Raw genomic sequence first — 24,136 nt, forward strand, 5'->3', positions numbered from 1 at the left:
CGTGACATTGTTTCAGGTTTACGTTAGCGTCGCGTCCATGACGGACTCAAGCTCCGCGCTGGGCCGGGAGAGGGCCGCCGTGGCGGAGGCCTGTCGCCGTCTGGGGGCGGCGGGCCTGCTCATCGGTACGGCGGGAAACGTCAGCATGCGAGTGGGGGAGCGGGTCGCGATCACCGCGACCGGAGCGGTGCTCGCCCAGTTGACGGCCGGTCAGGTGACCGTGGTCGACCTCGACGGGGAGATCGTGGCCGGGACGCTGCGGCCGACCTCCGAACTGGATCTGCACCTCGGCGTCTACCGGCGCCACGGCGCCGGAGCGGTCGTGCACACCCACGCCCCGATGGCCACCGCCCTCTCCTGTGTCCTGGACGAACTGCCCTGCATCCACTACCAGCTGCTCGCCCTGGGCGGCACCGTGCGGGTGGCCCCGTACGCCACGTTCGGCACCCCCGAACTGGCCGAGTCGGTGCTCGCCGCGCTCGACGGCCGCAGTGCCGCCCTGATGGCCAATCACGGGGCGATCACCCACGGCCCGACGCTCGACAAGGCGGTCGAACACGCCCTGCTGCTGGAGTGGGCCTGCGGTGTCTACCAGCACGCGGCCGCCATCGGCAGTCCCCGTGTCCTCGACGAGCACCAGCAACTCGCGGTCATCGAGGCCGCGATCGCGCGCAACTACGGCACCACCCAGTCCGTACCACCCGTGCAGGAGGGAAACCGATGAAGGTCGTCACGCTGGGCGTACATGTGCTGGACGTGCTGGTGCGGCCGGTGGAGGCCATACCCGAGGGCCAGGGCGCGACGCTGGTGGAGGACATCAGGATGACCGCCGCCGGCACGGCCGGCGGAACCGCGCTCACCCTGGCCAAGCTCGGCGCCTCGGTACGCAGCGTCGGGGCCATCGGCACCGACCCGACCGGCGACATGCTGGTCCAGCTGCTCAACAGGGCAGGTATCGACACCGAGTTCCTCGTCCGCCGCCCGGACACCCCCACCTCCGCGAGCGTCCTGCCCATCCGTCCCAACGGCGACCGGCCCTCGCTGCACCTGCTCGGCGCCAACATCACCTATGGGCTCGACGACGTGCCCTGGGACGCGATCGCCGAAGCCACGCACCTGCACCTCGGCGGCCCGGAGCTGATCGGCGTCGACGTCGCCGCACGCATCCTGGCGCACGCCAAGGAGCACGGCGTGGTCACCTCCGTGGACCTGCTCGCGCCCGGTGTGCTCGGCAGCTTCGAACAGATCGCGGCGGCCCTGCCGTACGTCGACCACCTGCTGCCCAACGACGAGCAGGTCCTGGGCTTCTCCGGCGAGGACGATCTGGTGGCGGGCGCGAAGAAGCTCCTCGGCGCCGGCGCCGGCCTCGTCGCGGTCACGCGCGGCGGTGACGGCGCGCTCCTGGTCACCGAGGAGGGCACCGAAACGGTCCCCGCCTTCGCGATCGACGTCGTCGACACCACGGGATGCGGCGACGCGTTCTCCGCGGGCTTCCTGCGCGGGGTGGGCCTGGGCCGCACACCCCGCGAGTCGGCCGTGCTCGGCTGCGCCGCGGCGGCGCTGGTGGCCCAGGGACTCGGCAGCGACCACGGCGACTTCGACCTCGCCGGCGCCGACGAGTTCGCCCGGACCCACGAGGCACGCGCCTGACCTGGGGGCGGCTCCCGGCTCAGGCCACGTGCCCCACATGTGCGAGGGCCTGCTTCAGCAGCACCCCGTGGCCGCCCGGCATCTCGCTCTGGACCGCCGGTGACACGGCTTCCTGAGGTGTGAACCAGACCAGGTCCAGGGCGTCCTGCCGGGGGCGGCAGTCGCCGGTCACCGGGACGACGTAGGCGAGGGACACCGCGTGCTGGCGCGGGTCGTGGAACGGGGTGACGCCCGCGGTCGGGAAGTACTCGGCGACCGTGAACGGCTGCAGGGAGGGCGGGACCCGGGGCAGGGCCACCGGGCCGAGGTCCTTCTCCAGGTGGCGCAGCAGGGCGTCACGTACCCGTTCGTGATGCAGGACACGGCCGGAGACGAGGGTCCGGCTGACCGTTCCGTCCGGCCCGATGCGGAGCAGCAGTCCGATGCTGGTGACTTCGCCGCTGTCGTCGACGCGCACCGGCACGGCCTCGACGTACAGGATCGGCATGTGGGCGCGGGCCATTTCCAGCTCGTCCGTGGACAGCCAGCCGGGCGTGGTTTCGGTCATGTCTGACATTGCTTGATCATACTTTCCGGGCGGGGCGCGCGCTCAGTCGCGGCCGAGGTCGGATGCGGGCAGTCCGTACAGGCGGCGGGCGTTGTCACGCCCCGTCCATGCGGCGATCCGCAGGGCGTCGGGCAGGCTCAGCTCGTCGGCGGCCACCCGGTCCTGGAGCAGAGTGGCCAGCCCCTGCCGGAAGGACAGCGCGCCGAGGTGGTGGAACTCGGCCACACCGTAGGCGTCGGAGCTGTACAGCAGTTTGCGGAACGGGGTGATCTCCAGGGCCTCCTCCAGGATCGCCCGGGACCGCGCCGGGCCCGTGTAGTGGAGGGCCAGCCCGACGTCGAGGTACACCTGCTCGAACACCGCGGCCAGGTAGGCGGCCTGGCGCTGGTAGGGCCAGCAGTGCAGGAACAGCACGGGGACGGTGCCGCTCGTCAGATGGAGCCAGTCCGTCAGCAGGGCGGGGTCGGAGCGGTGCAGCCGGATGTCGTTGTCGCCGAGGCCGGTGTGCAGTTGCAGCGGGAGTCCGAGGTCGACGGCGGTCCACAGCAGGTGCCGTACCAGGACCGGGTCGGCCAGGCGGCGGCCGCCGGACGCGAGCCAGCGCCGTACCGCCTCCGTCACCTCGGTGTCCGCGGGCCTTGCCGGGGCGAGGCCGAAGCCGGTGCGGTAGGCGGCCACCGACTTCACCGCCACCACGCCCGGCCGCCGTACGGCATCCTCCGCGGCCGCCCGGAACACGCGCGCGTACTCGCCCGCCTCGACGCCCCGCGCCGCCACCGCCTCGGCCACGCCCTCCAGCCGTACGACCTCGTACGCCGCGGCGCCCGCGGCGTCGGCCAGCTCCGCCGGTCCGGTGACGGGGTGCGGGGCGAACCCCGTGTCCACGCAGAACGCCTCGGCCCCCGCGGCGGACAGGAAGCGCCGGTTGACCTCGCGCCAGCCCAGTTCGGCCCTCCGGGCCAGGTAATCGGCGGGCGAGGCGTGGCGCGGCAGGTCCAGCAGGGGAGCGCAGTGCCGTCGTACGGCCACGCCGACCGGGCTGTCGAAGGGTGAGATCCCGGGCCATGCCTCGCCCTCGGTGATCAGCGACTCGAACTCCTCCGGGTCGAGATCGGCGGTGACGGCGCCGTGGCAGTGGTGGTCGACCAGCGGCAGCCGGTCGAGCTCCTCGCGCAGGGCGCTGCCCATCGTCAGTACTTCCAGCGGTAGGCGGCCGCCACCCGCGCGTCGTCGAGGCCCTCGACCGCCGCGGCCTCCCCGAGGCGTACGGCGGTCACCGCGTCGGCGAGGACCGGGCCGAGCGCGGCGCACAGCACCTCGTCCGTGCGGAACCGCTCCACCGCCGCCGGCAGCGAGGTCGGCAGCCTGCGCACGCCCCGCGCCGCCGCCTCCTCGGCCCCGAACCGTGCCGGGTCCCCGGTGATCTCCTCGGGCAGGGGCGCGGCCGACGCCACCCCGTCGAGTCCGGCGGCGATGACGCAGCCCAGCGCGAGATAGGGGTTGGCGGCCAGGTCGACCGGCTTGACCTCCAGGTTCGCCGACTGCTCCCGGCGGCCGACCATGCCGGTGACCACCCGCAGCGCGGTCTCGCGCGTCTCCCGGCCCCAGGCGGTGAACACCCCCGCCCACTGGGAGGGCCTGAGCCGCAGATAGCTGGCCGGACTCGGCGCGGTCACGGCCGTCAGCGCGGGCAGGTGCGCGAGCACCCCGGCCGCGAACGACTCGGCCTCGGCCGTCATGCCGTACCGGCCGCTGCCCCCGGCATGCAGGTTGCGCCCGTCGCGCCGGCAGGAGAGGTGGATGTGGCCGCCGTTGCCGACCCCCTCGGCGGACACGGCCGGTGCGAAGGACACGCGCAGGCCGTGCCGCTGCGTGACCGCGCGGATGGTCTGCCGCACCAGCACGCTCCGGTCGGCCGCCGCCACCGGGTCCAGGGCGCCCACCGAGATCTCGAACTGTCCGGGCGCGTACTCGGGATGGATCTGCTCGACGTCCACGCCCTGCGCCGCGCAGGCCGCGAGCAGGTCGGCGGCGTAGTCGCTCAGCTCGACCTGCCGGATCGCGCCGTACGCCGGACCGGACACCGCGGGGACGAACTCCCCGTCGGGCGCCGATCCGAGTCCGACGGCCCACTCGATCTCGATGCCCGCCTCGAAGGTGACCCCGAGCCGGTCCTCGGCGTCCGCGACGACGCGGCGCAGAAAGGTCCGGCTGCACCCGGGGTGCGGCTCTCCCTCCTGGGTGATCCGGTCGACGGGGGCCCAGGCCCAGCCGGGCTGTCCGGCCAGCTCGACCAGCCGGTCCAGGACCGGGTACAGGCGCAGGTCGCCGTCCGGCGAGCCGAGGACGTCGGTGCTGACGATCGAGTCGTCGGCCAGGAAGGTGTCGAAGGCGGGGGACATGCCCACGCCCCAGGCCGCCGCCGCGGGCAGCCGCTGCGTCGGGATCGTCTTCACCCGGCCGATGCCCGCCGTGTCGACATGGGCCAGCACGATCCCGCGTACGCCCCGCCCGGACAGCTCCGAGACGAGCGCGGTGGCCCGTGGGACGTCGCCCGGGCGTCCGCCGGGCACGGGGTCGACAAGGGTGGTCATACGTCCTCCTCGACGGGCGCGGCCTGGCCGCCCGGGGGGTCAGGGTTTCACGGCCACCGCGCCGAACTGCGGTACCGCGGCCGCGGAGCCGGGACCGGAGCGCCACTGCGAGCACGGCACCAGGCCCGGCTCCAGCAGGTCCAGGCCCTCGAAGAACGCGGCGACCTCGGCGCGGCTCCGGGCGGTGATCGGCGGGGTGGCGTTCTCGTTCCAGAACTGCATCGCGGCGATGTTGCCCTCGCCGCCCAGGTCGGCGTCGAAGGTGGGGTGCGTCACGACGAGGAAGCTGCCGGAGGGGACCGCCGCCATGACCCGGCGCACGATGTTCCGTGCCTGGTCGGTGTCGAGCACGAAGTTGAGGATGCCCAGCATCATCACCGCGACCGGCCTGGTGAGGTCGAGGGTCTCGGCGGCGCGGTGGACGATGGCGTCCGGGTCGTGCACGTCGGCGTCGATGTAGTCGGTGACGCCCTCGGGCGTGCTGGTCAGCAGGGTGCGGGCGTGCATCAGCACGATCGGGTCGTTGTCGACGTACACGATCCGCGAGTCGGGCGCTATTCGCTGCGCCGTCTCATGGGTGTTGTCGACGGTCGGCAGCCCGGTCCCGATGTCGAGGAACTGCCGCACCTCCCGCTCGGCGGCCAGGAACCGCACCGCCCGCCCCAGGAAGTCGCGGTCCGCGCGTGCCACGGCCCGGATCACCGGGAACATCCCGGCGATGTGCTCGCCGACGCGCTGGTCGACCTCGTAGTTGTCCTTGCCGCCGATCCAGTGGTTCCAGACCCGTGCGTTGTGCGCCACGGAGGTGTTCAGCCGCGGCGACCCGCCCGCCGTCGGGTGATTCTCTCTCACGTCGCTGCCCTTCCTCACGTGCGGTTGTCCGCGGCCATTGTGCCGTCCGGTGATCGTCATGTCCCGGGAATCGGCGCAGTGGGCGGGTCCGGGATCATCCGGCGCATGAGGAACACTGGGCTGCGTACGCCCGTTCCCGACCGGAAGCAGGACATGCCCGCCTCGCCCGCGTCCCTCCTCGCCGCCTCCGACCTCCCCACGGCCTGTGCCGACATCCGGCTCGTCGTCACCGACATGGACGGCACGCTCCTCGACGACGCCAAGCGGATCCCCGCGGGGCTCTGGCCCATGCTGGCCGAGCTGCGCTCGCGCGGTGTGCTGTTCAGCCCGGCGAGCGGCCGCCAGTACGCCACGCTGGCACGGCAGTTCGCCGACGTGGCCGACGGCATGGCGTTCATCGCGGAGAACGGCACGTACGTGGTGCGCGACGGGGTGGAGCTGAGCTCGGACCCGCTGGACGGGGCCGTCGCCGCCGACATCGCCCGGACCGTACGGCGGCTGGTGGCGGACGGCGCGGACGTGGGCGCCGTCGTCTGCGGCAAGCGGTCCGCCTACGTCGAGCGGACCGACGAGCCCTTCCTGGAGGAGGTGCGCAAGTACTACGTGGAGCACCGGATCGTGGAGGACGTGACCGCCGTCGACGACGACGTGATCAAGGTGGCCCTGTTCGACTTCGGCCCGGCCGAGCGGACCACCGCGCCCGCCCTCCGGGCCTTCGCCGCGACCCACCAGGTCGTCGTCTCCGGCGAGCACTGGGTCGACGTCATGAACCGCACCGCCAACAAGGGCGCCGCCCTGCGCGGCCTCCAGCGCGAGCTCGGCATCACGCCGGCGCAGACCATGGTGTTCGGCGACTACCTCAACGACCTGGAGATGCTCGACGCCGCCGAGTGGTCCTTCGCCATGGCCAACGCCCACCCGGAGGTCGTCCGCCGGGCCCGCCACCTGGCCCCGTCCAACAACGACAACGGGGTGCTGCGCACGGTCGCCCGGGTGCTGGGCATACCCGGGCACTGATCCCGCTCGGCCTCGGCCGGGTCGCCTGCCCGGGGCTTCCTTCGTGCTCCATGCGCTGATCAGTGCCGGCACGGTGGCCAGGTGGTACTCCGGCGCCCCGGAGCGGTGCTTCGCCGCCGGGGCGGCCATCAACCTCGTGCCGGGTGCGGCAGCTCTCGCGCTCGCCGGTGCGCCGGGCCGGGCGCGGCGCCGCCGAGGTCATCGAGCGTCGAACGACTCGCACTCTTTCGCCGCGGCCGCGTCACTGACCGTCAGTTCTTGCGGCCGACGCCCCCGTACAGCGACACCGGTACCTCGCCCTCCGGCGTCTGTTCGGGACGCCAGTCCTGCACGGAGGCGACGCCCGGCTCCAGCAGCTCCAGCCCCTTGAAGAAGCCGGAGAACTCGGCGTGCGAGCGGGCCACCAGGGTCACTCCGCCCGCGGCGTAGGCGTCGATGCCCCGCCGCACGTTCTCCGGCTCGAAGTCGGCGGTCATCGCGGACAGGACGAGGCAGCTGCCCGGGGCGAGGGCGCCGACGAGGGTGTCGACCAGGTCGTGGGCGCCGTCGTCGTCCGCGATGAAGTGCAGCAGCGCGATCAGGGACAGGGCGACGGGCCGGTCGAAGTCGAGGACGCGGGCGGCCTGTTCGAGGATGGCGCCGGGCTCGCGGGCGTCGGCCTGGACGTACTCCGTGACGCCCTGCGGGGTGCCGCGCAGAAGGGCACCCGCGTGGGCCAGGACGATCGGGTCGTTGTCGACGTAGACGACGCGGGCGTCCGGCGCGACGGACTGGGCGACCTGGTGGAGATTGGGCTCGGTGGGTATCCCGGTGCCGATGTCCAGGAACTGGCGGATTCCCGCCTCCCGGGCCAGCACTCGGGTGACCCGCCGCATGAACGCGCGGTTGGCGAGCGCGGCTCGCGGGGCGCCGGCGTCGATCGACATGATCTGGCGGCCGAGTTGCTCGTCGACCGCGTAGTTGTCCTTGCCGCCGAGGAACCAGTCGTACACCCGGGCGGGATGCGGCCGGCTCGTGTCGATCTCGTGGACGGCCGGATCGCTCCCGGTCACACGGTGCTCCTCTGCTCGACGACGCCTCGGCCGATGCGGGACGTGCGAGCAGTCTGACACGATCATGCCACGCGCTGGAGTCTGTCTTCGGCCACCTCCCCGGCGCGACCCGTGCCGCTCACGGCCGGGGCCCCAGCTCGTCGGACACGCTTCTGCCTCGCTCGTGTTCGCCGCACGCGCGGAGCAGTGCGGCGCGCTCCGCTTCGCAGGTTCCGCCCCAGACGCCGTAGGCCTGGCCGTGGGCCAGCGCGTACGTCAGACAGGGGGTGATCACCGGGCAGCGGGCACAGACGCGCTTGGCGGCCGCGATGTCCCGCAGGGCCGGTCCGGTCGTGCCTACGGGGAAGAACAGCTCGGGGTCCTCACCCGCGCAGGCGGCACTGAGAAACCAATTCATGCGGGCGCGGGTGCCCAGGGCGAACCTGCGCAAACGCGGCACGCACGGTCGGGCGGCACACGGTACGGAAGCGGCCGGAATCAATCAGGGAGCACGCCGTCCAGAAAGCCGGTCAGGTCCGCGAAGACCTCCGCCTTGTTCGTCTCGTTGAACACCTCGTGCCGGGCCCCGGCGTAGATCCGCTCGGTCGGCAGGCCGCCGCTCAGCCGCTCCACGCCGATGCGGCTGCCGGACAGCGGTACCAGCCGGTCGTCGTCGCCGTGCAGCCACAGCAGCGGGAGCGGGCCGACGTCGCCGCCCTTGGCGACGGTCTCCAGGGTCCGAACGAACGCCTCCAGGGTGGGGCGCTTCATCGGGCCGTGCCAGACCAGCGGGTCGGCGGCGTACGCGGCGCCCACCGCGGGATCCCGGGAGAGCGCGGCCGGGCTGACGGGGATGTCCGGGATCTCGTCGAGGGCGAGCAGCCGCCCCGGCAGTTCCCAGGCGCCGATGACCGGGCCGGACAGGACGAGCGCGGCGAGTCGGTCGCCGTACCGCTGGGCGTAGCGGGCCGCGATCAGGCCGCCCATGGAGTGGCCGATCAGGACGACCGGCAGGCCCGGACGGTCGGCACGGGCCAGGCCGGCCACGGTGTGCACATCGGTGACCACGTCCTCGAAGTCCTCGATCACGACGCGCTCACCCGCGGACCTGCCGTGGCCCATGTGATCGGGGCCGTACACCGCCGCGCCGTGTCCGGTCAGTACACCGGCGAGTTCCGCGTAGCGGCCGGCGTGCTCGCCGTACCCGTGCACCACGAGGGCGACGTACCGGGGCCGCGGGTGCGGCCACTCGCGTGCGCTGATCGTGCCCCGGGTCCCGGTCAGGACGTGCTCCCGCGTGTCGGCCATGTCTCCTCCGGCTGCCTCGGTGAAGGTGCCCGAGGATCTTCCCAGGGGCCGGTTCGGAGGTCTATAGTCCAAAACTAGCAGTGCTAATTAAGTCGGTGCGGACAATGACGTCGGTGCCGGCCCACAACGTCGTCGGTCAGGAGTCCTGTCGTGCGTCCCGTCCACTTCGCGGCCGCCCGCCGCACCCCCATCGGCAAGCTGCGCGGCGCCCTGTCCCCGGTACGGCCCGACGACCTGGCGGCGACCGTGATCCGCCGTCTGGTCGCCGACGTGCCCGCGCTCGATCCGGCCCGTGTCGACGACGTCTACTGGGGCGCCGCCAACCAGGCGGGCGAGGACAACCGCAACGTCGCCCGGATGGCCGCGCTGCTCGCCGGACTGCCCGAGTCCGTGCCCGGCGCCACCGTCAACCGGCTCTGCGCCTCCGGCCTGGAGGCGGTCACGACGGCCGCCCGCACCATCGCCGCGGGCGAGGCAGACATCGTGGTGGCCGGCGGCTCCGAGTCGATGAGCCGTGCGCCCTTCGTCCTGCCTCGCCCCGACGAGGCCCTCCCGCACCGCATCGAGACCGTCGACACCCGCCTCGGCTGGCGCCTGGTCAACCCCGCGATGAAGGAACTCCACGGCCTGCTGTCCATGGGCGAGACCGCCGAGGAGGTCGCCGAGCGGTACGGCATCACGCGCGAGCGCCAGGACGAGTTCGCGCTGCGCAGCCACCGACTGGCCGCCGCCGCACGGAAGAACGGGCACTTCGACGACGAACTCCTGCCCGTGGAGCGCCCGGACGGCATCGTCGTCGACAGCGACGAGTGCGTCCGCGAGGACACCTCGTACGAGAAGCTCGCCCGGCTCAAGCCGGTCTTCCGCGCCGGCGGCACGGTCACCGCGGGCAACGCCTCGCCGATGAACGACGGCGCGGCCGGGCTCCTGCTGGTGAGCGAGGAGGCCCTGAACGACCTGGGCCTGGAGTCCCTCGGCCGGTACGTCGCCGGCGCCTCGGCGGGCGTCCACCCCGACGTGATGGGCATCGGCCCGGTCCCGGCCACCCGCAAGGCGCTCGCCCGGGCCGGCTGGGAGACCGGCGACCTCCAGGAGGCCGAGTTCAACGAGGCGTTCGCCGCCCAGGCCCTCGCCTGCGTCGACCAGCTCGGCGTCGACCCGGAGCTGGTGAACCCGAGCGGCGGCGCGATCGCCCTCGGCCATCCGCTGGGCGGCTCGGGCGCCCGCATCCTCACCACCCTGCTGCACCGCATGCGCCGCACGGGAGCGCAGCGCGGCCTTGCGACCATGTGCGTGGGGGTGGGACAGGGGAGCGCGGTGCTGGTCGAGCGCCACTGACCGGCACCGGACGGCACAACAGCCGACGATCACCAGCCGAGACGCTCCTTACGTCGCCACATGCATGCGCATAGCATCAGTGCCCGCATGAACACGATGACGCTCTGGCACATATCCGGCTGGGAGTTCGCCGCCCTCGCCCTCGCGGCGCTGCTCGTCGGCTTCTCCAAGACCGCCGTCAGCGGGGCCAACACGGTCAGCCTCGCCGTCTTCGCGGCCGTCCTGCCCGCCCGCGCCTCCACCGGCGTGCTGCTCCCCCTGCTGATCGTCGGCGATCTGCTCGCCGTCGCCACCTACCGTCGGCACGCCCACTGGCCCACGCTGTGGCGGCTGTTCCCGGCGGTGGCGGCCGGTGTGGTGATCGGCACGCTGTTCCTGGTGTGGGCCGACGACGGGGTCGTACGGACCTCGATCGGCGCCATCCTGCTGCTCATGGCCGCCGTCACCGTGTGGCGGCAAAGGGCCGGCGCGGACGAGGAGCCGGACTCGGTCACCTCCCGGGCGGGACGGATCAAGGCCCGCTCGTACGGCGTCCTCGGCGGGTTCACCACCATGGTGGCCAACGCCGGCGGCCCGGTGACGTCGATGTACCTGCTGTCGGCGGGCTTCCGGAAGCTGGGCTTCCTGGGCACGTCGGCCTTCTTCTTCCTGATCGTGAACGTGTCCAAGGTGCCCTTCAGCGTCGGCCTCGGCCTGATCGACGGCCGCTCGCTGCTCCTCGACGCCGCGCTCGCGGTGTTCGTCGTGCCCGGTGCGTTGTTCGGGAAATGGGCTGTGAACAGGATCAACCAGCGGTTGTTCGAGCAGCTGGTGATCGCGGCGACCGTCGTGGGCGGCGTTCAGCTGCTACTGAGCTAGGTTCAGCAGCGCGGGCAGGCCCGCGAAGGAGTCCAGGACGTGGTCCGGTGTGCCGCTCGCCTTCTCGAGGGTCTCCGGCAGGTACTTGCCGGTCCTCACCAGGACGCCGGTGATCCCGGCGCGCTGCGCCGCCAGCACGTCGGACTCGATGTCGTCGCCCACCATCAACGCCCGGTCCGCACCCACGCCCAGCCGGGCCAGCGCCGCCTCGAAGAACGCGGGCGACGGCTTGCCGGTGACCTCCGCCTCGACCCGCGCGGCCTTCTCCAGCCCGAGCAGGAAGGCGCCGGTGTCCAGCTGCAGACCCTCGTCCGTGCGCCAGTACAGGTTGCGGTGCATGGCCACCAGACGGGCACCGCGCTGAAGGTGTCCGAAGGCCCGGTTGAGCTCCGCATAGCCGAACTCGGGCCCCGCGCCGCCGACGACGACCACATCCGGACCCTCGTCCACCAGGGTGACGCCGGCGAGATCCTCCTCGATGTCGCCGCTGTTGAGCAGGGCGCACCGGGCGCCGGGAAAGTGCTCGGCCAGGTGGGCCGCGGTGACCGCCGGAGCGGTGAGGACGTCCTCGGCGTCCACCGCGAAACCGGCCTCCGACAGCGTCTCGGCGATCGACGCACGCGTCCGCGAGGTCGTGTTGGTGACCAGCGCGACCCCGAGCCCGGCCGCACGGATCTCCCGCAATGCCTCCACGGCCCCCGGCAGCGGCCGCCACGAGACGGTGAGCACCCCGTCGATGTCGATCAGCACGGCACGTACGGACTCCATGCCCGGACGATAGCGATCCGGGCGGCGCACCGGCCCGTGCGACACCGTCCGGAACGGACGCCGTACGCTCACCCCCATGTCCCCGCACGTCCTGATCCTCGGCGGCACCACCGAGGCCCGCCGGCTCGCCGCCGATCTGGCCGCCCGTCCCGGTGTGCGGGTCACCACCTCGCTGGCGGGCCGGGTGGCCCGGCCCGGGGCAGTGGACGGAGACGTGCGCATCGGTGGCTTCGGCGGGGCGGAGGGGCTGGCCCAGTGGCTGCGCGAGCACCGGGCGGACGCGGTCGTGGACGCCACGCACCCCTTCGCCGCGTCGATCACGGCGAACGCGGCACGCGCCGCGCGGGCGGCGGGGCTTGCCCTGGTGGTCCTGCGCCGACCGGGGTGGCGGCCCGGCTCCGGCGACCGCTGGCACCCGGTGCCGTCACTGGACGCGGCCGCGGACGCGCTGCCCGGACTCGGCCGCCGGGTGTTCCTCACCACCGGCCGCCTGGGCCTCGCGGCCTTCGCCCACCTCACCAACCTGCACTTCGTCGTACGGTCCGTGGAGCCGCCCGAGCCGCCGATGCCGCCGGACGTCGAAGTGGTCCTGGCCCGGGGGCCGTTCACGGTGCCGGACGAACTGGCGCTGCTGCGCGGACACCGCGTCGACGTGCTGGTCACGAAGGACAGCGGCGGAGAGGCGACGGCCGCCAAACTGACGGCCGCGCGGCAACTCGGGCTGCCCGTGGTCGTCGTACGCCGCCCCCCGCTGCCGGACGGCGTGACCGCGGTACCCGACGTGACAGACGTACTGGAACGGCTGGGCCTCACGCCCACCCTGCCCTGACCGAGGCGTGCCGGTCAGTCGTCCTTCGGGTGACGGCGCAGCAGGTACGTGTCCATGATCCAGCCCTTGCGCTCACGCGCCTCGGCCCGCACCCGCTCGATGCGCGGACCGGCCTCCGCGATCGGACCGGAGACGAGGATCTCGTCCGGGGTGCCCAGGTACGCGCCCCAGTAGATGTCGATGTCCTGGTCGGCGTACCGCCGGAAGGTCTGGTGCGCGTCGAGCATCACCACCACGTCGTCCACCCCCTCCGGGAACCCCTCGGCCAGCCGCCGCCCCGTCGTGATCTGTACCGGGCGGGCCACCCGGTTCAGCCCCGTGCGGTGGCGTGCGACGAGCGACGAGACGCTGCTGATGCCGGGCACGACGTCGTACTCGAAGGTCACCGCGCCCCGGGCGAGCACCTCTTCGAGGATCCCGAGAGTGCTGTCGTACAGCGAGGGATCCCCCCACACCAGGAAGGCCCCGCTCTCGTCCTCCGCGAGTTCCTCGGTGATCAGCCGCTCGTAGATGTCGGCGCGTGCGCTGCGCCAGTCCCCGACGGCCGGGGAGTACGCGGCACCGCCGGCGGCCCGGTCCCGCTCGGGGTCGCGCGCCTCCACCAGCCGGTACGACCCCTCTGGTATGTGCGCGTCCAGCATGTCCCGGCGCAGCCGCGTCAGATCGCTCTTCGTCTCACCCTTCTCCAGGATGAAGAACACGTCGGTGCCGCGCAGCGCCCTGACCGCCTGCAGGGTCAGCTGGTCGGGGTCGCCCGCACCGATACCGATGACATGAATCTTTCGCACGCCCCCGAGTCTGCCCCATGCCACTGACAGTGCGTGCACCGCCTCCGCACGCGCCGCTACGGCGCCTTGGGTCCCCGCAGCCGGGGCGCCTCGGCCCCGGCGTCGACCCGGCCGCCGGTGTCCCGCTCCACGCGGCCGGCCAGCCCTCGCGCCCAGCCGGCGAGCCCGGCGAGATCCATCCCGTACGGCCGACGCTCCGCGCGCTCCGCCGCCCACTCCTCGACAGCGCCCGCACCGCGCCGCAGCAGCCGCGCGCCACCGGTGACATTGCCCCGGGCCGCGTGCGTGAGCCCCACGGCCAGCTGGGCCAGCCCCCGCCACAGCGTGCGCTCGTCCTCGGGCCCCGACTTCCAGGCGTCCTCGAAGACCTCGTGCGCGTGGAACGGCCTGCCCGCGTCCAGCAGTGTCTGCGCCTCGCGCACCGTCTCCTGCGGAGTGCGCACGACCCCCTCGGGCTGCCGCGCCACCCCGTCCACGCCGTACGGCAACGGCCTGCCGAGCCCGTCCCGCGGCCGCGCGTTCCTCGCCCGCCCCTCACTGTCCCGGTCCCGGGTCTCCACCGGCCGTCCCGGCGATGCGCCTGTGCTGCCCATACGACCGATTGTCCACCGCCGCCCGGTGCCCTCTTCGGCGCACCCCCGCGCGTGGGGTAAAGTTCTGTTCGCGCGATCACATGGGTCACCGTGAGTGAGCGCACCGGGACGTGGCGCAGCTTGGTAGCGCACTTGACTGGGGGTCAAGGGGTCGCAGGTTCAAATCCTGTCGTCCCGACCATGCTTTTAGCAGGTCGGAGGCCGTTCTCTCACTAACGAGAGGGTGGCCTTTCGCGCGTCCGGAGCCATGGTGGTCGCAGTGTGGTCGCACGTCCAGTCTGTGGCTGGTCGGCTGCGGCGCTGAAGCCGGGGACAGCGGGGGAGCGGAGCCGGCGCACAACCTCGCGGAGCCGGTGGATGTGGTCGCGTGGTGGTCGCAGCCACGACGCATGGTCCGTGCGGCGGCTGGCCTTCTCGGTTCCGGTGAGGGGCTGGTCGATGGTGTCGACGGCCTCGCGGGCTGCCTGCCGGGTGAGGTGGCTGTAGATGTTCGCGGTGGTCGACAGGGTGGAGTGCCGCAGCGTCTTGGAGACGACGGTGAGCGGCACGCCGGCGGTGATGGTGATGGTGGCGGCCAGGTGGCGCAGGTCGTGGACCGTGATCCGCGGGACGCCGGCCTCTTCGGACAGTTGATGGAGACGGTCGAGGACCTGGTGCGGGCCGAGCGGTCGGCCGTCGGGTCGGCAGAAGACGAGACCGGTGAACGGGTCGCCAGGATCACCGCACGTGCGGGGCGTCGTTCCTGCGTGGTGCCGGAGGGCGGTGGCGACGCGGGGTGAGATGGCCACCCAGCCGCGGCTCGACCGGGTCTTCGGTGTGGTGATGACGAGGCGGTTGTTGTCGATCGCGGAGAGGGTGCAGCGCACGTAGAGGACGCCTTCCGCCAGGTGGACGTCGTCCCAGTGCAGACCAAGGGCTTCCCCTTTGCGCATGCCGGTACCGATTTTGCGCATGCCGGTACCGATGAGGAACTCGAACAGGTCGGCCATCTCGGGGTCGGCCCGGTGGCAGTGGGCGAGGAAGCGGGCCGCCTCCTCTGCGGTCCAGATCCGCCGTTCCGGCGACGGCGGCCGGCGCAGGACCGGGGGACTGGCCGGGTTGTGGGGGAGGCGGTGTTGGCGGACGGCGTCGCCGAGGGCGCTAGAGAGGGTGGCCAGGCAGCGGTAGAGAGTGGTGCGGCCGCGGCCGGCGGCGAGCTGGCAGGTGACGTAGGCCGAGATGTGCCGGTGGGCGAGCTGGTCGAGCTTGAGGGTGCCGAAGGCGGGGACGAGGTCGTTGCGGACGTAGTCGCGGTAGCGGGCCATCGTGGTCGGCTTCAGCACCAGGGTCTTCGCGTCCAGCCACGCCTCCAGGTAGGAGGCGACGGTCTGGCTCGGATCGGCGTTGTACCCGCCGGCCTCGCCCTCGAGGAACCGGCTCAGAGCCTGCTCGGCCGTGTCCTGGCTGGAGAATCCGCTCCGGCGCACCGTGGTGCGGCGGTGGTCTGGGGTGGGGAGGTCGACGGCGAAGGTCCAGGCGCCGTGCTGACTGTCGGTGATTAGGTGAGGGCAGTGGGTGCCGAGCTGGTGATGCTGGGTGTCCCGGCAGCCGCAGCGGCGGTAGATGCGGCCGCGGCCGACGCTGGTACGCATGGGGATCGCCTCCGGGAGGCGGAGGGAAATGGATGCTTCCAGCCTGCGACCACAGGCGACCACGATGCCTTCCAGAGGCGTGTGACCAGCGAGTTTCCCTTGTCGGCGCGCCAAGGGATCCGGAGACGCCCAGGATCTTTCGTCTGCTGGCGGTACAGGCGAGACACCCTTCTGGCGGACCGCGACTTCACAAGCCTGACGGGCCCACAGGAAGGCCGCCCCTGTACGCGCGAGTGGACCCCGGTCACGATCACCGGTGACGGTGTCCGGCAGGGTGGGCGCGTCCATGGTCGGCGACCTACGGCAACCCGTGCGAACTGCGGGCCCGCACGGCGGACGGTACGGTCTTCGCGTTCTGACGGAACCCCAGGAACGGTTGTCCTCAGGGACACCCGACACCGGCCCTCCTGGTGAATTCAGGCCGGTCCGGTGCCTCGCGGCCCGTATGGTGGAGGCGACGGCTCCCGCGTACCAGCAGGGCCGAGCGACCGGACTTGGGGGCCCGATTGCGCGACGTCATTTATTTGTCCGTGGGCAAGCTGCAGCAGTTCCTGCCGGAGCCGCGCCGCGTGCCCCGCGCCGGGGCGGTGCGCCTGTCCACACCGTTCGGCGTCGGGGTCGACGTGGACGCGCAGGCCGCCGACGGCGAGCAGGGACGGATGCGGCATCTGCAGCAGGTGCAGAAGCATCTGGAGGAGTCGGCGCTCTGGTACGAGGAGCCTGGCCTCCGCCCCGGCCTGTGGGTGCAGTTCGAGGTACCCATGCGCTGCGTCACGCTCCGCGGGGCCTACCGGGACCTGCTGCTCTTCGTCGACTCCGGGCCGGGCTCCGGCGGCGGTGGAGGCGCCAGCTGCCGCCTGTTGCTGCACGGCTCCGCCCAACACCTGCTGGGCTGGACGCCCCAGCTCACCGACGGCCCCACGCTGAACGAGATCGGCGGCGGCGACAGCGTCGGCGCCGTCTTCCTCACCAGGGCCGGACAGGTTGTCGAGGCGCTCTCCCCCGACTCCGATCCCGGCGCCGCCGCGCCCGCCGACGCGGCCTCGGCGTCACCCCTGGCCCCCGCCCTGAGCGCCGCGGGCATCCGTGACCTGCTGCGTGCCCTCGACGCCAGCCACGATGGCATCGACACCACCGCCCCGATGACCGGATACGCCCGCGTCACGGCACTGTTCCCCGAGCGGGATGGAGCACCTCGCTGCCTCGTGGCGAGCCCGCTCACGGTGGAGTACGTCGGAGAGACCCCCTGACCGGGGCGTCGACCGAAGAGGAGATGTCGATGCACGACGAGGGGTATCCTGTAGCGGTCCGGCAGCTGCGTGCCGCGCTGAGCCGGGAGTTCGCGGGCCTGATCGACATGACGGACTTCCCGTCTGCCGCGCCTGATCTTTCGCGCGAGCGTGCCTTCCTCTCGCGGGCCCTGGCCGCCAAAGCCGTTTCCCTTCTCACGGACCGCGATCCGGACGAGGCCGCTGCGGCCGTTATCGATGGCGCCGACGACATGGGCATCGACGCCGTCGCCTTCTCCATCGCCACTCCTGAACTGTGGCTCATCCAGGCCAAGTGGAGCGACCGCGGAACGGCGGGGATCTCCGCCGACGACGCCCACCGCCTGATTCATGGCCTGCACCTGCTGACGAATCTGCGCTACGAAGACTTCAACGCCAGGTTCCAGCACCTCGCGGCCAGGGTCGACGACGTGCTCGCCTCCCCTGATTGCCGCATTCACCTGGTCCTTGCCGTGACGGGTGACGGACGACTGGCTCCGGCCGCCGAGACCGTCCTCACGCGTTCCGTGGCCGAGTTCAACGACTTCGGTGAGCTCGTGGACTTCCGGTCCCTCGCACTCGCCGACTTCCACGCCGCGGTCCGCCAGGACGTGGCCCCGAAGCGGTTCTCCGTGACCGCGACCATGGCCGACGGCTGGGTCGCCATGCACCAACCGTACGAGACCTACATGGGCGCGATCGCGGCGGACGAACTGGCCGGCTGGTACGAGCAGCACGGCGAGCGGCTGTACGAGGGCAACGTACGCCGCTACCTCGGCATGACGAGGGTGAACCAGGAGCTGGTGGGCAGCCTGATCAGCGATCCCGACCACTTCTGGTACTTCAACAACGGCGTCACCGTTGTCTGCGACGACGTCCGGCCCCACTACTTCGCCCGCCGCACGGTCGGTCAGCCGGTGCGGCTGGAACTGACCAACGCCCAGATCGTCAACGGCGCGCAGACCGCCGCCTCGGCCTACCACGCCTTCCGGCAGGCCCCCGACGCCACCGCGCAGGCCCGTGTCATGCTCCGCGTCATGTGCGTCAAGGATGCTCCGGACGGGCTCGCACGAAGCATCGCGAAGGCCAGCAACACACAGAACCACGTCGAGCCACGGGACTTCGTTGCCCTCGCCCCAGAACAGGCTCTGATCCGCGAGGACTTCGCCCACAACCTGGGGAAGTCGTACGTCTACAAGCGCGGCGAACTCGACCCGTCACCGGCCACCGGCTGCTCGATCGTTGAAGCCGCGACCGCTCTCGCCTGCGCCCACCGGGACGCGGGCCTCGTCGCACGCGTGCGGGCGGACCACGACCACCTCTGGCGCTCCGGACCGGACGGCGCGTACAGCAAGCTCTTCGGTCGCCGCCCCACCGCACTCCAGATCTGGCGTTCGGTCCAGTTGACCCGTGCGATCGGACAGGCGCTGGAGGACACGTCCGGCACCCTCTCCGGCCGCGACCGGGCCCTGATCGGCCCGGGGTCGCTCCTGCTCAACCACATCGCCTTTCGGCTCGTCGGCGACGACGACATCGACGAGCCGGGAGCCGCCTGGCAGAGCAGGGCGAACGCCGTCGCGGGGCGGATCGGCACGATCGTCCCTCCGCTGACGAGACTGCTGGGCGACCTCTACGGTGAGCGCGCCCTTCTCGCCAGGGTCTTCAGCGACGAGACCAGGTGCCGGCAGATCGCGGCGGCAGCGCTGGACAGCCTCGCCGCGGAGGGCCTTCTCACCTTGCCGGTTCTCACCTCTCCGAACCACCGCTTGCGCCCGTCCCGACGACGACTGAGCAGCGTGCGCCTGCTCGTTGACCACCGGCGGATTGAGGACGGCGCGCGACTCGTCTTCCGTACCACCACACGCCCGGAGGAGCAGGCGCTCGGCGACTGGCTCGGCGAGGATCCGCGCCGCTATCTCGCCACCTGGGTCAATGACGCGGGTGCGCCCCTGATCTGGGCGGTGGATGGCGCGCGCTACTCCCCAAGCGGCCTGGTGATGCGCATCTGGCAGGAGGCCGCGTGGGCCGAGGCTCCTGTGGCGGTGCAAGGACCCCGGTGCTGGGTCCTGCCCGGCGAAGGCACGCTCGTCGAGCTTGCCGAGGAACTCATGGCCGACGGCGCGGCCGGATCGGGCGATGACGTCCATGGATCGTGACATCGGGGTCCTCGACAACCGCTACGAACTGCGCACGCGACTCGGCGCTGGGGCCATGGGACAGGTCTGGCAGGCGTACGACCGGGAGCTGGGCCGCCCGGTCGCCGTAAAGCTCATCCATCCGCACCACCTCGCCGCCACCGGCGACCGCGCGACCGCCGACGAGTTGATCGAGCGCTTCCGCCGGGAGGCCCGGCTTGTCGCGGGCTTTCGCCATCCCGGCCTCCCGGTGCTCTACGACGCGTGCCTCGGGCGGGCGGCGGAGCACGTCTACATGGTGATGGAGCTCGTCCTCGGCGACACCCTCGAATCCGTCCTGCGTTACGGACAGCCCCTCACGGAAGCGCAGGTGGTCGACATCGCCTTGCAGCTCTGCGACATTCTCACGCACACCCACGCCCTCCCAGTGATCCACCGGGACCTCAAGCCGGCGAACATCATGGTGTCGCCCACAGGCCGGATCACCGTGGTCGACTTCGGGGTCGCGGCGACGTTCAAGGGCGCCGCCCGAACCCGTCAACGGCTGACGCGCCACCGTCAGGTCCTCGGCACCGTCGGATACCTGGCCCCCGAGCAGGTCGTACAGTCCGGGCTCATTGTCCCGCAGACCGACCTGTACGCGATGGGCTGCATCCTCTACGAACTCCTCGCTGGAGAGCCGCCCTTCACCGACGAGCTGAGTGCGGTCCTCTACGATCCTCCGGTCCCGCTGGCGATGTTGCGCCCCGATATCCACCCCGTACTGGAAGCCGCCATCACCGAGACGCTGGCCAAGCGGCAGGACGAGCGGCCGCCCTCCGCACGGGCCGTACACGACCGCTTATTGCCCCTCCAACCGGGCGCGGAGCCTACTCCCGCCCCCTCTATACCGGCGTCCGGCGACGGCTCCGGAGCCGTGCCGGTTCCTGAGCGCTTCAGCCACGCCCAGGCCCTCTTCGACGACGGAGACCTCGGCCGAGCTCTTCCCGCCTACACGGCCCTGGCTGCGGAGCTCGCCAGCGCCGGCCCCCAGCACGCGGACCAGGCGGCGCATTGCCGGGCCCGCGCCGCCCACTGCCGCATGGGCCTCGGGCACCTCCACGAGGCGCTCAAGCAGTTCCGCGCCTTGGTCGACGAACTGGCCCCCGTTCGCCCGTCCGACGACCCCCTCCTGCTCGAGGTTCGGCTCCACGCCGGAACTCTCCTGGTCACCTTGGGCGACTACGGCGCGGCCACGATCGAACTCACCGATCTTCACCAGCTCCTGTTGTCCCTGCCCAGGGAGCCGTACCGCCAGGAACTGATGGTGGTGAGCCAGCATCTGGACCGGATCAGGCGGGGTTACGCCGGCTGAGACGTGCTTAGGATCGAAACTTCGACGACGTGGTGAACGGACGTCTGCGAGCACTAGTGGCGGTTGCCTTCCGAGGCGACCGAGGATCACAACAGCAAGATAGGCCACCCGTACGCCTGCCAGTCGAGCGTGTGGGTCGCCTTCAGGGTTGTCCGAGGATCGCAACGCCGAGTGGCCGATGGGCATCCCCGGCCGCGTCACCGTGGTGGCAGTCATCCGGGACCACCGAGGATCGCAACGACGTCTGCGCCTCGCAAGGGATCGACGAGATCGAAATGGCCCGCCGTCTTCCGGAACGACCGAGGATCGCAACGCGAACGTCTTCAGCTCCCAGCTGGTCATCGGTCCAGGCACCGGTCGTCCTCCGGGATGACTGAGGATCGCAACACGCCGTAGGTCATGATGATCGCATTCCAGTCGTGGCAGTCGCCCTTCGGGGCGACTGAGTATCGGAAAGGCAAGATCCAGGACCACCGGGAGACGGCCAGCACGGTGGTGCTCGCCCTTCGGAGCGATCGAATATCGCAACTAGGCCGTGTCTCTTCGATCATCGGCTGCCTTCCCGAGTCTCCAGATCCGCACCACGCCGGCCGGTCGGAACCGGGTGCGGACTGTCGGTGCGGTGGTGTGTGATCGGGGGTATGGCGATTGTGTTGGGCAAGCCTGGAGTCGACGGGCTGAGCGAGGCTGTGGGCGTGCTGCGGGAGTGGCAGTACGACGGGGCGCCGATGCAACTGCATCCGGGGGACCTGGGCTGGTTCTGGCGGTCAGGTGCGGAAGCGACCGCCGCGGCAGTCCGGACGTGGAGCCGGGACGGACAGGTTCTCGCCGTCGGCCTGCTGGACGGTCCTGGGCTGTTACGGCTGACGATCGCGCCAGACGCTCAGCGGGGCGAGGAGTTGGCGCAGCGATTGGTTGAAGACGTGGCCGAGCCGGAGCGCGGCGTGCTGCCCGAGGGGAAGGCGAACATCGAGGCGCCGATGGGTGCGCTGGTCCAAGATCTGCTGTTCGAGGACGGCTGGAACGCCGACGAGCCGTGGACGCCGCTGCGCCGCGACCTCACGGAGCCGGTGAAGGACCCAGGCGTGCGGATCGAGGTGGTCGGGCCGGAGCAGGCGCACGTGTTTGCCGCCGTGCATCGGGCAGCGTTCGGCGGGTCGAGGTTCACGGACGAGCGCTGGCGTGCGATGGCGGCCGGATTGCCGTACGCCGACGCCCGGTGTCTGGTCGCGTACGACGACCAGGGCAACGCGGTGGCGGCGGTGACGGTGTGGTCGGCCGGTCCGGGTAGGCCCGGGTTGCTCGAACCGATGGGAGTGCACCGGGAACATCGTCGTCACGGCTACGGTGAGGCGGTCACCGTCGCCGCGGCGGCCGCACTCCAGGAGCTGGGCTCGTCGAGCGCGATCGTCTGCGCCCCGAGCTCCGATGTCGGCGCCGTCGCCACCTACAAGTCAGCCGGCTTCCAGCAATGCCCCGAGGTCCGGGACCAATACCGGGACGCCTAGCGCCTTGCTTCCTCGATCACGGGTGGAGCCAGATGAGGAGTGCGGCAGCGGTGACGGTGCCGAGGAAGACGTATCCGCGCTTGTCATAGCGGGTGGCGACGGCTGTGAACTGCTTGAGCTTGTTGATCGCCCGCTCGACGGTGTTCCTGGCTTTGTACCGGGTCTTGTCGAAGCCGGGTGGCCGACCGCCGCGTGAACCCCTGCCGAGGCGGGCGGACTTGGTGTCGCTCTTCTCTGGGATCACGTGCCGGATGCCACGTCGTTGCAGGTAGGAGCGGATCAGGCCGTTGCTGTATGCCTTGTCGGCGCCGGCGCTGTCCGGCAGCCGCCGCGGTCGGCCCGCGCCGAGTCGGGGTACGCAGATCTTGTCCATGACCGGTTCGAACTGGGCACAGTCCGCCCGTTGGCCGGGTGTGACGACCAGTGAGAGCGGTCGGTACTTACCGTCCGCTCTCAGATGGACCTTCGTGGTCAGCCCGCCGCGGGAGCGGCCGAGTGCTTCGCCTGACGCACCGCCTCCGCCAGGAACGGGCGCAGGCGTATGTGCGCGTGCATGTGAACTGATCTTTGTAGGGCCCCTTTTGAGGTACTGGGCGGTGCCGGTGGCGGAGCTGTTGGGGCCCCGGCGGCGTGCTGGTGAGCGCGGACCGAGGTGGAGTCGATGTTGATGTTCCAGTCGACGTCACCCGCGGCGTCGGCGACCGCCTGGACGTGCCGGAGCAGCCGCTCCCAGGTGCCGTCGGCTGACCACAGCATGTGGCGCTTGTGGACGGTTTGCCATGAGCCGAAACGTTCGGGCAACCAGCGCCGCTGGCAGCCGGTGCTGAGCCGATGAATGATCCCGTTGATCACCTGCCGGTGATCACGCCACCGGCCGCACCGGTTGTTGCTGTTGGGCAGCAACGGCTCCAGCACCGCCCATTCGTCGTCGGTCAGATCCCCTCTGCTGAGCATGACCAGAACAACGAATCACTGATCGAAGAGACACCCTCTAGTGTGCCGACCCGTACCTGTACGGGCTGGTGAAGCGGCGGTCGCCCTTCGGGGCGACCGAGGTGATTGCGCGAACGACGGCGCTCGACATCCACTCTGGAGGGATCGCAACGCGTACTCGCCGGCAGCGAGTTGGACCGCACGCACCTCGTCATCCACCCTGGTGGGATCACAACGTTCGGAAGCCGGCTTCCGCCAGCTCGACATGGCCATCTTCATCAGCCCTGGGGCCCCAACGTGATCAGTCGAGCCATGCCCAAGGTGGGCACGTCTGTTTCTCATCAGCTTTGGGGGCATTGCCGCGTCGGAGCGGGTGATTCGGCCAGTCAGAAGACGGCGTCGGCAGTCCTGCCCCCGGTGGCAGAATGACCTTCAGGGCGCCACGGGGTAACGGGGGTAGAGGGTGTCGGCACGTGCTGAGTGGTACAGGAACCTGCGGGGACTGCGGGAGCGAGCAGAACGTGCTCGGCGCGCCGACGGCGAACCAGTCGGTCTTGACGCTCTGGCCTTCGACGCCCTGACCCGCGGCCTGCCCGGCGCACGGGACGTCAAAAGTCACCGAATCCGAGACTGGGCTCCTCCCAAGTACTCCGACTGCCGAGTTCCCCCAGGGAACCGTACGCAGGAGGCCCTCGCTGTGATCACCGTCTGGAAGGAATGGGCAGGCGAGAAGCTGAACGAGTCGGAGTGGCTGAGTCTCCTTGACCGAGCGCAGCGGGAGAGTGCTGAAGAAGATGCCCTGGTCATGGCAAATTCTCCCATACCGGTGCATGGTCGTCCGCTAGTCACCCCGCCGCCGCCAGCGCGGAGGCACAGCGTCCCGGGTCCTCCGCCTCGCCCATCAACGGAACCGGACGACCGGTTCGGGCCCTGGCTTGCCAAGCAGTTGCAGCGATCCGGTCTGACTCAGTCGGATTTGGCCCAGGAGTTGGGCCTGACCAGGGCCGCGGTCAGCGCGTGGGTCACGGGGCGTGCGGAGCCGCGTAGCGAAGCGCGCCGGCAAGTGATCAAGGTTCTCGAAACAGTGGCACCGTGGGACGCGGAGCAGGTGTTCGGGAGGAGTCGAACACCCTC

The 24,136-nt window shown here is 71.3% G+C and carries 22 protein-coding genes, 1 tRNA gene and 1 pseudogene; 12 read left to right on the forward strand and 12 right to left on the reverse strand.

Annotated features, from left to right (window positions below; translation table 11 throughout):
* Window positions 1–37 precede the first annotated feature (37 nt).
* A complete protein-coding gene (locus ACIPSA_RS14545; protein WP_402633605.1) occupies window positions 38–724 on the forward strand; it encodes a class II aldolase/adducin family protein in 687 nt (228 codons plus the stop codon).
* Window positions 721–1,650, forward strand: coding sequence for a carbohydrate kinase family protein (locus ACIPSA_RS14550; RefSeq protein ID WP_402633608.1), 930 nt, complete (start codon window positions 721–723; stop codon window positions 1,648–1,650). Before ACIPSA_RS14545 ends, ACIPSA_RS14550 begins: the two co-directional genes overlap by 4 nt.
* 19 nt (window positions 1,651–1,669) lie before the next feature.
* On the opposite strand, the gene ACIPSA_RS14555 is transcribed toward ACIPSA_RS14550, so the two are convergent.
* Genes ACIPSA_RS14555 through ACIPSA_RS14570 form a run of 4 tightly spaced genes read right to left on the reverse strand, consistent with a single transcriptional unit; the run spans window position 1,670 to window position 5,703 of the window.
* A complete protein-coding gene (locus ACIPSA_RS14555; protein WP_402633611.1) occupies window positions 1,670–2,197 on the reverse strand; it encodes an NUDIX hydrolase family protein in 528 nt (175 codons plus the stop codon).
* Between the two features lie 42 nt (window positions 2,198–2,239).
* A complete protein-coding gene (locus ACIPSA_RS14560) occupies window positions 2,240–3,385 on the reverse strand; it encodes an amidohydrolase family protein (RefSeq protein WP_402633614.1) in 1,146 nt (381 codons plus the stop codon).
* A gap of 2 nt (window positions 3,386–3,387) precedes the next feature.
* Window positions 3,388–4,791, reverse strand: a complete 1,404-nt coding sequence (locus ACIPSA_RS14565; RefSeq protein ID WP_402633616.1) for a glutamine synthetase — start codon at window positions 4,789–4,791, stop codon at window positions 3,388–3,390.
* Window positions 4,792–4,830: 39 nt separating this feature from the next.
* The gene (locus ACIPSA_RS14570; RefSeq protein ID WP_402633619.1) at window positions 4,831–5,703 is read right to left on the reverse strand and encodes an SAM-dependent methyltransferase; all 873 of its coding nucleotides are present in this window, start codon (window positions 5,701–5,703) and stop codon (window positions 4,831–4,833) included.
* A 93-nt stretch (window positions 5,704–5,796) separates the two neighbouring features.
* Between ACIPSA_RS14570 and ACIPSA_RS14575 the strand changes: the two genes are divergently transcribed.
* The gene (locus ACIPSA_RS14575; RefSeq protein ID WP_402633806.1) at window positions 5,797–6,660 is read left to right on the forward strand and encodes a Cof-type HAD-IIB family hydrolase; all 864 of its coding nucleotides are present in this window, start codon (window positions 5,797–5,799) and stop codon (window positions 6,658–6,660) included.
* A gap of 251 nt (window positions 6,661–6,911) precedes the next feature.
* Here ACIPSA_RS14575 and ACIPSA_RS14580 read toward each other — a convergent pair whose 3' ends face one another.
* From ACIPSA_RS14580 to ACIPSA_RS14590, 3 genes are all read right to left on the reverse strand, one after another.
* Complete coding sequence (locus ACIPSA_RS14580; RefSeq protein ID WP_402633622.1) at window positions 6,912–7,712, reverse strand: SAM-dependent methyltransferase; 801 nt, start codon at window positions 7,710–7,712, stop codon at window positions 6,912–6,914.
* Window positions 7,713–7,830: 118 nt separating this feature from the next.
* Window positions 7,831–8,109 carry a WhiB family transcriptional regulator gene (locus tag ACIPSA_RS14585; RefSeq protein WP_402633625.1) on the reverse strand — a complete coding sequence of 93 codons (279 nt, stop codon included), beginning with the start codon at window positions 8,107–8,109 and terminating at the stop codon, window positions 7,831–7,833.
* Window positions 8,110–8,189: 80 nt separating this feature from the next.
* Window positions 8,190–8,999, reverse strand: coding sequence for a lysophospholipase (locus tag ACIPSA_RS14590; protein ID WP_402633628.1), 810 nt, complete (start codon window positions 8,997–8,999; stop codon window positions 8,190–8,192).
* 150 nt (window positions 9,000–9,149) lie between these two features.
* Here ACIPSA_RS14590 and ACIPSA_RS14595 point away from each other — a divergent pair, with 150 nt between their 5' ends.
* Window positions 9,150–10,337, forward strand: a complete 1,188-nt coding sequence (locus tag ACIPSA_RS14595) for a thiolase family protein (RefSeq protein ID WP_402633631.1) — start codon at window positions 9,150–9,152, stop codon at window positions 10,335–10,337.
* Window positions 10,338–10,424: 87 nt separating this feature from the next.
* Window positions 10,425–11,195: a sulfite exporter TauE/SafE family protein gene (locus ACIPSA_RS14600; protein WP_402633634.1), complete on the forward strand. Its 771-nt coding sequence runs from the start codon at window positions 10,425–10,427 to the stop codon at window positions 11,193–11,195.
* Here ACIPSA_RS14600 and ACIPSA_RS14605 read toward each other — a convergent pair.
* The gene (locus ACIPSA_RS14605; RefSeq protein WP_402633636.1) at window positions 11,184–11,963 is read right to left on the reverse strand and encodes a TIGR01458 family HAD-type hydrolase; all 780 of its coding nucleotides are present in this window, start codon (window positions 11,961–11,963) and stop codon (window positions 11,184–11,186) included. The genes ACIPSA_RS14600 and ACIPSA_RS14605 overlap by 12 nt on opposite strands.
* A 76-nt stretch (window positions 11,964–12,039) precedes the next feature.
* Here ACIPSA_RS14605 and ACIPSA_RS14610 point away from each other — a divergent pair, with 76 nt between their 5' ends.
* Window positions 12,040–12,792: a cobalt-precorrin-6A reductase gene (locus tag ACIPSA_RS14610; RefSeq protein WP_402633639.1), complete on the forward strand. Its 753-nt coding sequence runs from the start codon at window positions 12,040–12,042 to the stop codon at window positions 12,790–12,792.
* Window positions 12,793–12,806: 14 nt separating this feature from the next.
* On the opposite strand, the gene cobF is transcribed toward ACIPSA_RS14610, so the two are convergent.
* Together cobF and ACIPSA_RS14620 are read right to left on the reverse strand one after the other, a co-directional pair.
* The gene (gene cobF, locus ACIPSA_RS14615) at window positions 12,807–13,580 is read right to left on the reverse strand and encodes a precorrin-6A synthase (deacetylating) (RefSeq protein WP_402633641.1); all 774 of its coding nucleotides are present in this window, start codon (window positions 13,578–13,580) and stop codon (window positions 12,807–12,809) included.
* Window positions 13,581–13,636: 56 nt separating this feature from the next.
* Window positions 13,637–14,173, reverse strand: a complete 537-nt coding sequence (locus ACIPSA_RS14620) for a DUF309 domain-containing protein (RefSeq protein ID WP_402633644.1) — start codon at window positions 14,171–14,173, stop codon at window positions 13,637–13,639.
* 104 nt (window positions 14,174–14,277) lie between these two features.
* On the opposite strand from ACIPSA_RS14620, the gene ACIPSA_RS14625 reads away from it, so the two are divergent.
* Window positions 14,278–14,354 (forward strand) — tRNA-Pro (locus tag ACIPSA_RS14625).
* A gap of 31 nt (window positions 14,355–14,385) precedes the next feature.
* Here the strand turns inward: ACIPSA_RS14625 and ACIPSA_RS14630 are convergent.
* The gene (locus ACIPSA_RS14630; RefSeq protein WP_402633647.1) at window positions 14,386–15,804 is read right to left on the reverse strand and encodes a tyrosine-type recombinase/integrase; all 1,419 of its coding nucleotides are present in this window, start codon (window positions 15,802–15,804) and stop codon (window positions 14,386–14,388) included.
* A 410-nt stretch (window positions 15,805–16,214) separates the two neighbouring features.
* Here ACIPSA_RS14630 and ACIPSA_RS14635 point away from each other — a divergent pair, with 410 nt between their 5' ends.
* The 4 genes from ACIPSA_RS14635 (at window position 16,215) to ACIPSA_RS14650 (ending at window position 22,069) form a co-directional block, all read left to right on the forward strand.
* A complete protein-coding gene (locus ACIPSA_RS14635) occupies window positions 16,215–17,054 on the forward strand; it encodes an SAVMC3_10250 family protein (protein WP_402633650.1) in 840 nt (279 codons plus the stop codon).
* Window positions 17,055–17,083: 29 nt separating this feature from the next.
* Window positions 17,084–19,228 carry an AIPR family protein gene (locus ACIPSA_RS14640; protein ID WP_402633652.1) on the forward strand — a complete coding sequence of 715 codons (2,145 nt, stop codon included), beginning with the start codon at window positions 17,084–17,086 and terminating at the stop codon, window positions 19,226–19,228.
* Window positions 19,209–20,561, forward strand: coding sequence for a serine/threonine-protein kinase (locus ACIPSA_RS14645; RefSeq protein ID WP_402633654.1), 1,353 nt, complete (start codon window positions 19,209–19,211; stop codon window positions 20,559–20,561). The genes ACIPSA_RS14640 and ACIPSA_RS14645 overlap by 20 nt, the downstream gene beginning before the upstream one ends.
* A 641-nt stretch (window positions 20,562–21,202) precedes the next feature.
* Entirely contained in the window at window positions 21,203–22,069 is an 867-nt protein-coding gene (locus ACIPSA_RS14650) for a GNAT family N-acetyltransferase (protein WP_402633657.1), read from the forward strand.
* 16 nt (window positions 22,070–22,085) lie between these two features.
* Here ACIPSA_RS14650 and ACIPSA_RS14655 read toward each other — a convergent pair.
* Window positions 22,086–23,023 (reverse strand): IS5 family transposase gene (locus ACIPSA_RS14655; protein ID WP_402633660.1). Its coding sequence is split into 2 segments (ribosomal slippage): window positions 22,086–22,582 and window positions 22,582–23,023, totalling 939 coding nucleotides; the frame shifts between segments, so codons are not numbered across the junction.
* A gap of 784 nt (window positions 23,024–23,807) precedes the next feature.
* Here ACIPSA_RS14655 and ACIPSA_RS14660 point away from each other — a divergent pair.
* Window positions 23,808–23,999, forward strand: a pseudogene (locus tag ACIPSA_RS14660) (hypothetical protein); the annotation flags it as partial.
* Window positions 24,000–24,136 lie beyond the last annotated feature (137 nt).

This window comes from Streptomyces sp. NPDC086549, assembly GCF_044746205.1.
Lineage (GTDB): Bacteria > Actinomycetota > Actinomycetes > Streptomycetales > Streptomycetaceae > Streptomyces.